We start from the raw sequence: 11,468 nt of genomic DNA, 5'->3' as shown, positions 1-11,468 counted from the left end.
CCGTCCCGGGGCTGCGCCCGGGTTGGGGGCTCGGCGGTGGGGGGGAACGGCCAGCGGCAGTTCCGCCCGACGCGGGGGATCAGCTGATGTTCACGTCGATGCAGGCGTAGAAGGCGTTGGCGGTGTCCGCGATGTTCCACACCGCGAGGATCTTCTGCCTGCCCGTCACACTGCCGAAGTTGACCTGATGGGTCACCGTGGCGCCGGGCTGGGCACCGTTGTCATTGAATTCGGCGACCTTCCGGCCACCGGCGTAGTACTGCCAGGTGCTGGTGGCGTGCCGGGCGGTCAGCACCCACTGGAAGGAGGCGCTGCGGCTGATCGGGGTGACCTTCCACCCCTTGGAGTCGTTGTCGAGTTCGGCGAACCGGCTGTTCCCGCCGCTGCAGCTCGTGAGCCCCTTGGGGCCTTCCACGCTCTGCGGCTCGTACTTGATCTCGCCGCAGCTCACGGTCCCGGCGGCGCACTGGGCCTGACGGCTCGGCGGCGACGAGATGTACCCGTGAGCACTGGCGGAACCGGCCGGAAGGGTCAGGGCCAGTACGGGGGCGAGCACGGCGCCGATGGCCGCGGCCGTCTTCCTTTTCGTGTGCATGCTTCTCCTTCACATGAGGCGTCGCCGCACACGAGCGGGCTATGGGGGCCCTGCGGTGTCGGAACGGCCTCTTTGGTGTGGGGCCAAGATGTGCGAAGGGCACGGCAGGGACCACTGCCGTGTACGTCCGGGAAATTCCCGAAGCCCGGCAGGGGCACTGCACTTGGCCTAGACCATACCGATCGAGGCATCCGCGTCAAGGTGTTCCGCACCGCGCGGTAGCACCGTTGTGCGCGCGCCGGGGCGCACACCCGCCCCTCGCACGCCCGCACCCGAGGGCCGTTCCGCCGCGCGCGTCAGCCCCCTGTCACGCCGTCGATGCGCTCGCGGACCGGATCGGCGTGGCCGATGCGCCGCGTGTACTCGGCGACCACATGGAGGCGGCCCGTCCGCAGCGTGTACTCCGCACCGCGGCGGACGAAGGTGTCGTCGAGCGAGGCGTCCGCGAGCCGGTCCCCACCTCCGGCCCCGGCGCGGCCCGTCCGTGGGGCCGGTGCTCGATGCCGAGGTTGCGGTACCGCGGCCCCGGAGCCTTGCCGCGGAGCCTGCCGAGCGAGTCGGACCGGTAGCGCGGGCCCCGGCAAACGGGCCGCCCGCCTTCGCCGCGGCATCCTCCGACATCGCGGACGCTGTGCAGTCGTTCGAATGCGATGCGCCTCTGCGTGTTCATGCCGGTGAGCCATGGGAGTACGGCGGGTCACACCGGTGCGGCGGGGCCCCGGGGCCGAGAATACGGAGGTGGCCACTGCCGTACGTCCCTCCGAGCCCTCCCCTGGAGCCGGAGCCGGCCCTTGGCGCGAGTGGCCCCTGCTGCTTCTGTCGGCCGCCTCGGGCGCGGCCGACGCGTTCGCCTTCCTCTGCGTCGGCCAGGTCTTCGCCGGGGTGATGACCGGGAATCTGGTGCTGCTCGGCATCTCCGCGACCGGCGCTGGAGAGCACGGGGTGGCACTCCGCGTGGTCACGGCGCTGTTCGCGTACGGCGTCGGTGTCGCCTGCGGTGCGTGGATGGAGGTGCGGCTGAGGTGGCCGCTGCCCGTCATGCTGTTCACGGAGGTCGTCCTGCTGACCGCGGGATCCGTGCTGTGGGCGCTGGGCCCCCTCGCCTCCGTCGGCGGCAGGGCGGGGCTGCTGGCGCTCACCGCCGTGGCCATGGGCGTCCAGGGCCGGATCCGTTCGACCCCCACCAATTACTTCACGGGCACGCTCACGGGGCTCGTCGGTCGGGCGGCGCTCCGGTCGTGGGGACGCGGCGACCTCTGGGTGGCGGGCCGGCTGATCGCGGTGGTGGCGGGCGCCGCGGCGACCGCGGCGACGGAGCACCTGTGGCCGGGAGCGGCGGCAGCCGCCGCGGCACTGCTCGTCGAGACCCGGCGCCTCGCGAGGCCCGCGGGCCGGTCCGGCCGCCGTCGATGAAATGAAGCCCCAGCCGGATCGGGGGAACCCGGCCGGGGCGGCTCAAGGGTGGGCGCCTGAGCGCCGCCCACACATAGATGAACGATAAACCATTAGGCCTTGTTCCCGAAACGCACCCCTGCCCCGCGACCCAAGATGCGGAGCGAGCCCGTCCATCGGCCGAAGGCGATTGGCATATGCCCGGATCGGCGCGAACACGTCGGACGCGCACGGCACGCGCGGGCACACAGCGGTCCGCACATGCCGATTGACTTGCGCCAACATCCGCAGACAGCACGACCATTCGAAGGATCTATGTTTCGCGCAGCCCGTGGCATATTCCGCAGGCAACAACGCATCGAGTGTTGCCAAATCCCTTACGGCCTCCCCCGGGCTGTGCCACAGTCGTCTTCGGTCCACCTCCCGGACTTGGTCGTACCGCGCCTGTATCGGAGTACGAGATGCCGTCCCACCTGTCCGCGGACCGCCCCGCCCCACAGCCGCCCGAGCGCGACGCCGTCGACGCGCTGATCAGCCGGACCCATCGGCTCCGTGGCGACCTGGACGCGGTGCGGCGGGGCACGGTGCTCGTGGACGAGGAGGACCCGCAGCTGCGCTGGCGACGGGCGCTGTGCGATCTCGCGGTCCACCACCTGGAGGACCTCGGCAGGCACCTGGGACAGCTCAGGGAAGGCCTGCCGCCCGCCACTCCGGAGCGCCTCGCGAAGCCCCCGGCCCAGAAGACGGCGCCGAGCACGCCCGAGCACGGCGCGGCGCGGCCGTACGAGGGGCCGAAGCCGGGCTCTCTGATCGGCCGCGTGGGCAGCGCCGAGTGGGATCTGCTCACCGATGACGTCAGCTGGTCCGAGGAGCTGTTCCAGATCTTCGGCAGGTCTCCCGAGGCCGGTCCGCTCCCCTTGGACGAGCTCCCCTCCGTGCTGCCTCCCGAGGACCAGCCACTGCTCACCGCGCTGATGACGGACTGCCTGGTGGACGGCAGGCCGATAGACGGCGAGTTCCGCATCGTGCGGCCCGACGGCCGGATGCGCACCCTCCACATGACGGGTGAACCCGTCCTCGACACGGACGGCCGCACCGCGTCGATGTGGGCCGTCCTGCGCGACGTCAGCGAGCTCCGGCGCAGCGAACAGGCGCTGCACCGGAGCCATGACTCACTGCGCCGCCGGGAGTACCGGGCACGGGCCGAGCACCGTATGGCGGTCGAGCTCCAGGAGGCCGTCCTGCCCCCCTGGCGGGGCACACTACGGCTCCCCTCCCCGGCATCGGGCGCGCTGGACGTCGCCGCCCATTACCTCCCCTCCGAGTCGAGCGCGCACGTCGGCGGCGACTGGTACGACGCGCAGACGATGCCGGACGGCAGGATCCTCCTCACCGTCGGCGATCTGACCGGGCACGGCGTCCGGGCGGCCTCGGCCACGGCGATGCTGCTGGGCGCACTGCGCGGGATGGCCCTGGCCGGCGTCGGGCCGGGGGCCTTGATGGGGCATCTCAACCAGTTACTGGGATCCTCCGTCCAACCAGCTCTGGGCAGCGCGTTGTGCTGCCGATTCGATCCGGCCACCGGCACCCTCGCCTGGGCCCAGGCCGGGCACCCCGCGCCGCTGCTGTTCCGCGACGGAACGGGGCGACCTCTGCCCGCACCGGACGGCGTACTGCTCGGCGCGACCTGCGGGGTCGTCTACGAGCAGGACGAAGCACAGCTCCTGCCCGGCGATGTGCTCGTCCTGCACACCGACGGACTGAACCGTCATGACGACCGGGTCACCGGCCCGGACGCACTGCTGGCGCTGGCGCCCCGATTCGCCCGGGCGCGTACCGCGCAGGAGTGCCTGCGGACCGTCGTCGCGGAGTTCGGCGACACCGGGCGTCTGCACGACGCCTGTGTACTGGTCGCCCGCATCGGGGCACAGCAGCACGACGCCACGCACACGGCACCGCTCACGCGGAACCACGGCGCACCGGACACGACGCGATGACACCCGCGGGCCTGCCCGTCCAACGGCGCGTGGCCCGGACGGCTGTGCCCGCCGCTCAGATCTGCGAGCTGCGCCTCGGCTGCTTGATGACGGAGTCCTCCGGCAGGGAGAGCTTGATCTCCTCACGCAGGTCCTCGATCTTCGGGTAGCCCGCGAACTGGCCGGTGAGGCGGTACATCTCGCGCAGCCGGTCCCAGGTGCGGTGCGAGGAGGTCTCCCCCATCGACACCAGGGCGAGCCGGGCGTACCGGTCCGCCTGCTCGGGGTCGTCGGCGATGAAGCATGCCGAGGCCAGCGAGATGTAGTCGAAGATCTTGGACCGCTGACGTCCGTTGATCCGCAGCTCCAGCGCCTGTTTGGCGTGACGCTGTGCGACGACCGCCGCCGCGGGCTCGTGATCGGCGAGCGTACGGAACGCCAGTGCCTGCATGCCGTGCAGATCCGCCTCGTCGAACATCTGCATCCAACTGGGCGGTGGCACATCGCTCTTGTCGGAGACGAAGAGCTCCTCCGCCTTGCCGAGGGTGCGCCGCATCGCCTGACCGCGTCCCATGGATGCCTGCGCCCAGGCCTCGATGGTGTACAGCATCGCCTGGGTGCGCGGCAGGACCATGTCCCCGGAGCCGGACTTGGCGAGCTTCATCAGGTCCAGGGCGTCGTCGGGACGGCCGAGGTGGACCATCTGGCGGGCCGCCCTGGAGAGCGCCTCGCCCGCCCGGGGGCGGTCGCCGCCCTCGCGCGCCGCGTGTGCCGCGATGACGAAGTATTTCTGGGCGGTCGGTTCGAGGCCGATGTCGTGGGACATCCAGCCCGCGAGCACCGCGAGGTTGGCGGCGACGCCCCAGAGGCGGCGCTGCAGATGGTCGGGGTGACGGTAGGCGAGCATGCCGCCCACCTCGTTGAGCTGGCCCACCACGGCCTTGCGCTGGAGTCCGCCCCCGCGCGAGGCGTCCCAGGCGCGGAACACCTCCACGGACCGTTCGAGCGCCTCGATCTCGTCCGACCCGATGGGGGCGGCCTCGTACCGGTCGAAACCGGCGGGGTCCGCGTGCAGCGGGTCGTTGATCCTTGGCGCGTCGGCAGCCAGTACGGGGTCGGAGTGCAGCCAGTCGTGCATGGGGCCGGTGATGGTCGATCCTGCGGCGAGCGCGGCGCCCGCGCTCACCAAGCCGCGTCGGTTGAGCATGAGGTCCATTCCCGTGAATTCGGTGAGGACCGCTGCCGTCCGATCGGGCGCCCAGGGCAGTCCGTCGGGATTCTCCTGCGTCCCGGCCTCCTGCCGTTTCCCCGCACGCCCGCGCCGGTCGAACCCGAGGTCCTCGATGGTCACGACACGACCGAGCCGCTCGGTGAACAGGGCCGCCAGCACCTTGGGCACGGGATCGCGGGGGCACTCCCCCATGTCGATCCAACGCCTCACCCGCGAGGTGTCGGTGGCCAGTTGGGGGTGGCCCATGGCCGCCGCCTTCCTGTTCACCATTCTCGCGAGTTCGCCCTTGGACCAGCCGGCGAGGCCGAACAGGTCGGACAGGCGGGTGTTGGGTTCTCCGGTCACGTCAAGCCCCCAGGTTCTCGGCTGTGTTGACAGTAACCCCCTGTCAGGTGCCCTGCGCCAATTCGCCACCGTTCGCCACGGTGCGCCACATGGTCTGCCACCCGGCGCCCGGTGTCAGGTAGGAAAGCGCCACCCCGCCCGGCAGCCCTCGGTACTCCCCAGGGTGCCGATCGGCCGCCGGCCGGGGCGGTGTACGCAATTTGTCGGCGCGCGAAGGGATCTGTCTCCCCCATGTACACAGCATCGTCCTCCGTGACTGCCTCGCCCCGGCCGCTCCGTCCCCTGGGCGCGGGCGGCGGACCGTACCTCGCTCCGCACGCGTCGGCGCCCGGCACGGTCCGGCAGCGGCGGCCCGCGGGGAGCCCCGGGGGAGCCCCGCTCAGCGGCCGGCTGGACCTGTCGGGCGCGCAGGGGGCCCAGTTGAGGATGGCGATCGCCTCGGTGCGACGGATCTGTCCCGAGTTCAATCCGGTCCAGGTGATGCGGCGCAGCGGCCGTTCGGTGCTGCTGGTCGGCTCCACCGGCCGTGCCACCGCGGTCGCCAAGTGCTTACTGGACCATTCGCCCGCCTGGTCGGAGCGGTTCCGCCACGAAATAGCTGCATATCGTGCGTTCGTCCGGCACCGTCCGCCGGTGCGTGTGCCGCGTCTGATCGCGGCCGATCCGGAGAACTGCACACTGGTGATCGAGCGGATGCCCGGCCGGGTGGCCGCGTTGACCAGGCACCCGTCCGAGGCGCCGCCCCGGGCCGATATCCGGGCCGTGCTCGGTGCGATCGGCCGGATCAACTCCTGGCGGCCGGCCCCCGGGCTCTTCGAGGTCCCGCTCGACTACGCCGCCCGGGTCGCCCGTTATCACGAGCTGGGACTCTTCACCGACCGCGACCTGGGCGATCTGCAGAAACTGCTGCACGGGCTCGCGCATGCGAGTGTCCGTCAGGACATGTGGCAGTTCTGCCACGGTGACGCGCTGCTCTCCAACATCCTGCTGTCGCCCACGGGACCGGTGCTGGTGGACTGGGAGCACGCGGGCTGGTATCTGCGCGGCTACGACCTGGCGACGCTGTGGACGGTGCTGGGCGACGCGCCGGCGGCGCGTCGCCAGATCAGCCAGCTGGCGCAGGCCGCGGGCCCCGCGGCGAGGGACGCCTTCCTGGTGAACCTGATGCTGGTGCTGACCGGGGAGATCCGTACGTACGAGACGGCCGTGCAGCGTGCCATGCGCGACTCGGCCGCCCCGGCGGCCGGACAGGAACGCCCGGGTGCGCTGTCGTCCAGCGAGGAGCAGCGGCTGCTGCTGCGTCGGCTGCACGACGACTGCGCGATGGCCCGCAGGGCCGTGCGTGCCGCGGTCGGCACGCGCTGACCCTGCCGCGGGGGGACGCGCGCTTGCGCGGGCCGGTGCCGACACACCTGCCCCGTGGTGCGCCGAGGCCCGGGTGCCCCGCCGCACACCCGTCAGGCGGTGGGACACCCGGGCCTTCGGGCTGTCATGCGGGAATCATCAGGTCCCAGCGGGCCTCGAAGAGCACACAGCGGTAGTTCGTCCAGGTTCCGGCGGCAACGCCCGCGTCTCCGGCCGCGACACACTGCTGCTGGGTGTCGAAAGCTGCGGCGAGCTCCCACCCCTGTGCCCCGGTCCCGGCCGCGGCGGCGGCCGAGGCGGTCGCCACGGTGACGACGGCGCCGGCGCCGGTCAGCGCGAGCGCCATGGCCACACCCGCCGCCGCGGTGACGGCGGTCCTGGTCAGCTTCTGCACGAGCCTCTCCTTCTGTCGGGACGGATGTCCGGGTGCGGCGCCGCCGCCACCGGTCGTGGCGCGGTCTCAGCGGGTGTGCACGATGTCGACGTCGGACGCCTTCACGAAGGCGATGCGGTGGCCGATCTGCACCGTCACGTACCTCTCCTGGCCGCTGAAGTACGCGTGGTCGTAGGGGTACGAGGAGTCGATCGTCGGCGAGTAGAAGAAGCCGGTGGGGGCCTCGCCGCCGCCGGGGTAGGACTGCCCGGCCTTGATCGTGTACTGGAGCGGTGCGCCCACCCGCTTGTCGCCGAAGTCCGCGGGATACTCGGACTTCTCCGGATAGGCGACCCCGTACACCGGCACGTCCGTGCGCCCGGCCTTCGGCCTGACGACGTAGCCGGCGGTGGGCACGGTGGTCCGGACCTTCGCGGGGGTCCGGAACCAGGCCTTCTGGCCGTACCACCAGATCGCCGTCCAGCCGGAGGCGCGGTCCGCGACGACAGCCTGCTGGGTGGCGCTGATCTTGCTGCCCCAGTCGGCGGCGCAGTTCGTGCCGGGCGAACCGTCGGTGTGCAGGCCGGGGTCGGAGAAGAGCGGGGCGTCGTCGGACGGCGCGGTGTGCAGCGGGACGGCGCTGGAGCCCTGGACGGGCAGGTCGACACCCTTCTCGCAGTCACGGAAGGCCTGCTTGTTCTGCTTGAAGTCCGGGCTGACGGTGATCAGTTCGCTCTTCTTGGAGGCGCTCGGCACGGCGGGCTTGCCGAGCAGCTTCATGAAGCGGTTCCAGTCCCAGTAGGTGCCCGGGTCCCAGTGCATGTTCTTGGTGCCGGACGCGCTGGTGGGCGGCACCCCGTCGTGGCCGATGATGTGCTGGCGGTCGAGCGGGATGTCGTACTTGGCGGCCAGGTAACGCACCAGCCTGGCGGTGGAGCGGTACATCTCGGGGGTGTACCACTTGGCACCCTCGACGGCGACGCCCTCCTGCTCGATGCCGATGGAGTGGCTGTTGACGTACCAGTTGCCCGCCTGCCAGGCGACGTCCTTGTTCTTGACCATCTGGGTGACATGGCCGTCGGCCGACCGCACCACGTAGTGGGCGGAGGTCTGCTTCAGCGGGTTCTGGAAGATCTTCAGCGTGGTGTCGAAGTCCTCCTCCGTGTCGTGCAGAACGATGAACCTGATCTTGTTGGTGTGCGGCCGGTCCGCGGTGTCGTAGTTCCCGTACGTCTCCTTGTCGGCCGGGTCGCCGGTCTGCTGGTACGCCGCCGGGACCCAGTCGCAGTCGAGGCTGCGCGGGCATTCCGGCCGCGCCCCGTCCGCACCGGCCTGCGCCACGGGGCTGAGCAGCGCCATGCTCAGCGCGCCGACACCTGTCAGTGCGAGCGCGATCGCGGTCCTCTTCTTCGACGTCATGACAACCCTTCTTGGAGCCGTGCGTGTTGGAGCCGTGCCTGGTCCGATCTCACCGTTCCGCCGTGCGCGCACACTCTCCGACCTGAGATGACAGCGCGTCAAGGGATCCGTGCAGGTCACGGAAGCAGCCAGTGGACCAGACCACTGACAGGGCTTCTGACCTGCGAGAGGAAGATCAACCGGCGGTTGACGGCGGCCCATTGCCGGAGTGTCGGGGCGCCCCCGGGCGGCGTCCGCCCTCGCCCGTTCACCGCCGCACAAGACTCGTTTTATCTGACTAATTTCGGATGTGTGTACCTCGAACAGCAGACGGGTAGTGCTCGCGCCGACAGGCTCACACCCGCGCGAAACGGCGCGCGGCGGTCCAGGAAAGGCCCCTACGCACATGGCTCAGCCCTTCACTCTGCCGGACTTCTACGTTCCGTATCCGGCCCGGCTCAACGCCCATGTCGAGGGGGCCCGGGCGCACACCAAGCGGTGGGCGCGCGGCATGGGGATGGTCGAGGGGTCGGGTATCTGGGACGAGGAGGACATCGACTCACACGACTACGCGCTGCTGTGCGCGTACACCCACCCCGACTGCTCGGCCGAGGCACTGTCGCTGGTCACCGACTGGTACGTATGGGTCTTCTTCTTCGACGATCACTTCCTGGAGCTGTTCAAGCGCACCCCGGACCGGAAGGGTGCCAGGCGCTATCTGGACCGGCTGCCCGCCTTCATGCCGATGGAGCGGGGGGCCGCGACGCCCGAGCCGGAGAACCCGGTCGAAGCGGGACTGGCCGATCTGTGGACGCGCACCGTCCCGAGCATGTCCGACGCCTGGCGGGCCAGGTTCGCCGAGGCGACAAAGAACCTGCTCAACGAGTCGCTGTGGGAGCTGTCCAACATCGACGAGGGGCGCATCGCCAACCCCGTCGAGTACATCGAGATGCGCCGGAAGGTGGGCGGGGCCCCCTGGTCGGCGGGGCTCGTGGAGTACGCGGCGGGCGCCGAGGTCCCCGAGGAGGTGGCGGGCGAACGGGCGCTGCGGGTCCTGCGGGACGCCTTCTCCGACGCCGTGCACCTGCGCAACGACCTCTTCTCGTACCAGCGGGAGGTCGAGGACGAGGGCGAGAACAGCAACGGTGTGCTGGTCCTGGAACGCTTCCTCGGCTGCTCCACCCAGGAGGCCGCCGAGGCGGTGAACGACCTGCTGACCTCCCGGCTCCAGCAGTTCGAGAACACCGCGCTCACCGAAGTCGGCCCGCTCTGCGCGCAGAAGGGACTCGATCCGGCCGGAACCGCGTCGGTCCTGGCGTATGTCAAGGGTCTCCAGGACTGGCAGTCCGGCGGCCACGAGTGGCACATGCGCTCCAGTCGCTACATGAACGACGGCGCGGTCGAGGCGTCCACGAGCGGCTTCGGAATGGCGGCGGCCTCGATCCGGTTCACCACGCGTTCGGAGACGGCCCGGCTGCGCGGCCACAGCCATCTGCCCCACCGGCGCGTCGGCCCGTCGCTCCTGCCCGACCTCGGACTTCCCTTCGGTACGACGCTCAGCCCTCATCTGGAGGGGGCCCGGCTGCGGATCATCGACTGGGCGGACCGGATGGGGATCCTGGAGGCGCAGCCGGGGGTGCCCGGTTCGCACATCTGGGACCGGGAGCGGCTTCTCGCCAACGATCTGCCGCTGTGTTCGGCAGGGCTGTACCCGGATGCGACGCCCGAGCAGCTGGACCTCGCCTCGCAGTGGCTGACCTGGGGGACGTACGGTGACGACTGGTTCCCGGTGGTGCACGGGCGGACCCGCGATCTGCACGGGGCGGGGCTCGCCAACGAGCGCCTGTCGATGTTCATGCCCCTGGACGGGGCCGGGACGCCGGAGCCGGTCAACGCTCTGGAGCGCGGGCTCGCCGACCTCTGGGCGAGGACCTCGGCCCCGATGGACCCGAGCGCCCGGCGGGCGTTCCGCAAGTCGGTCGAGGACATGACCGCCAGCTGGTTGTGGGAGCTGGCGAACCAGGCACAGAACCGTATCCCCGACCCGGTGGACTACATCGAGATGCGGCGGATGACCTTCGGCTCGGATCTCACGATGAGCCTGTGCCGGCTCGGGCACGGGCGGAAGGTCCCGCCGGAGGTCTACCGCAGCGGGCCGATGCGCTCGCTGGAGAACGCGGCGGCGGACTACGCGTGCCTGCTCAACGATCTCTTCTCGTACCAGAAGGAGATCGAGTTCGAGGGCGAGATCCACAACGGCGTGCTGGTCGTGCAGAACTTCTTCGGTGTGGACTATCCGACCGGGGTGGCGATCGTCCACGATCTGATGGAGTCGCGGCTGCGGCAGTTCCTCCATGTGGCCGAGCACGAACTGCCCACGCTCTACGACGACTTCGGCCTCGACGCCGAGACGAGGGCGGTGCTTGCGGGCTATGTGCAGGAGCTGAAGCACTGGCTCGCGGGCATCCTGATCTGGCACCGGGGCTGCCGCCGCTACCGCGAGGAGGACCTGCGGCGTGGCAGTGCGGCCCCCTGGCGTCTTGCCGGTCCCACCGGGCTCGGCGTCTCGGCGGCGCGGGTGACCACGCTCTTCGCCCGGCCCGCGACGGCAGGCCGGTAGCCGGTCCCCGCGACTGTCGCCGCCTCCTGGACCAGGGCCGCGGGGACGGATGCGGAGGTGCGGTCGGGGGGGGCGGGGGCCCGGGGGCGGGGCGGGCGGGGCGCGGCGGGCCGGCCGGGCCGGCCCGCGCCCCCGCCCCCCCGGGTCACAGACCCCGGGCGCGCCCCGCGCGG

At 71.1% G+C, this 11,468-nt stretch carries 7 protein-coding genes and 1 pseudogene; 4 read left to right on the top strand and 4 right to left on the bottom strand.

Annotated features, from left to right (window positions below):
• Positions 1–79: 79 nt before the first annotated feature.
• The gene (locus ACFCV8_RS27570) at positions 80–595 is read right to left on the bottom strand and encodes a lytic polysaccharide monooxygenase auxiliary activity family 9 protein (RefSeq protein WP_376688159.1); all 516 of its coding nucleotides are present in this window, start codon (positions 593–595) and stop codon (positions 80–82) included.
• A 738-nt stretch (positions 596–1,333) separates the two neighbouring features.
• Between ACFCV8_RS27570 and ACFCV8_RS27565 the strand changes: the two genes are divergently transcribed.
• A complete protein-coding gene (locus ACFCV8_RS27565) occupies positions 1,334–2,008 on the top strand; it encodes a YoaK family protein (protein ID WP_376688158.1) in 675 nt (224 codons plus the stop codon).
• A gap of 440 nt (positions 2,009–2,448) precedes the next feature.
• Positions 2,449–3,915: pseudogene (locus ACFCV8_RS27560) on the top strand (PP2C family protein-serine/threonine phosphatase); the annotation flags it as partial.
• 124 nt (positions 3,916–4,039) lie between these two features.
• Here ACFCV8_RS27560 and ACFCV8_RS27555 read toward each other — a convergent pair.
• Positions 4,040–5,539: a hypothetical protein gene (locus tag ACFCV8_RS27555; RefSeq protein WP_376688157.1), complete on the bottom strand. Its 1,500-nt coding sequence runs from the start codon at positions 5,537–5,539 to the stop codon at positions 4,040–4,042.
• A 231-nt stretch (positions 5,540–5,770) separates the two neighbouring features.
• On the opposite strand from ACFCV8_RS27555, the gene ACFCV8_RS27550 reads away from it, so the two are divergent.
• Complete coding sequence (locus tag ACFCV8_RS27550) at positions 5,771–6,904, top strand: aminoglycoside phosphotransferase family protein (RefSeq protein ID WP_376688156.1); 1,134 nt, start codon at positions 5,771–5,773, stop codon at positions 6,902–6,904.
• 124 nt (positions 6,905–7,028) lie between these two features.
• On the opposite strand, the gene ACFCV8_RS27545 is transcribed toward ACFCV8_RS27550, so the two are convergent.
• Positions 7,029–7,298 carry a hypothetical protein gene (locus tag ACFCV8_RS27545; RefSeq protein WP_376688155.1) on the bottom strand — a complete coding sequence of 90 codons (270 nt, stop codon included), beginning with the start codon at positions 7,296–7,298 and terminating at the stop codon, positions 7,029–7,031.
• A gap of 66 nt (positions 7,299–7,364) precedes the next feature.
• Positions 7,365–8,696 (bottom strand): N-acetylmuramoyl-L-alanine amidase, encoded by a 1,332-nt coding sequence (locus ACFCV8_RS27540; RefSeq protein ID WP_376688154.1) that lies wholly within the window; start codon positions 8,694–8,696, stop codon positions 7,365–7,367.
• 385 nt (positions 8,697–9,081) lie between these two features.
• Here ACFCV8_RS27540 and ACFCV8_RS27535 point away from each other — a divergent pair, with 385 nt between their 5' ends.
• Positions 9,082–11,295, top strand: a complete 2,214-nt coding sequence (locus ACFCV8_RS27535; protein ID WP_376688153.1) for a germacradienol/geosmin synthase — start codon at positions 9,082–9,084, stop codon at positions 11,293–11,295.
• Positions 11,296–11,468 lie beyond the last annotated feature (173 nt).

It is taken from the genome of Streptomyces sp. NPDC056347 (assembly GCF_042262625.1).
GTDB lineage: Bacteria > Actinomycetota > Actinomycetes > Streptomycetales > Streptomycetaceae > Streptomyces.
Note: the sequence above shows the minus strand (reverse complement) of the source record. Positions and strands in the feature narration are given on the sequence as shown.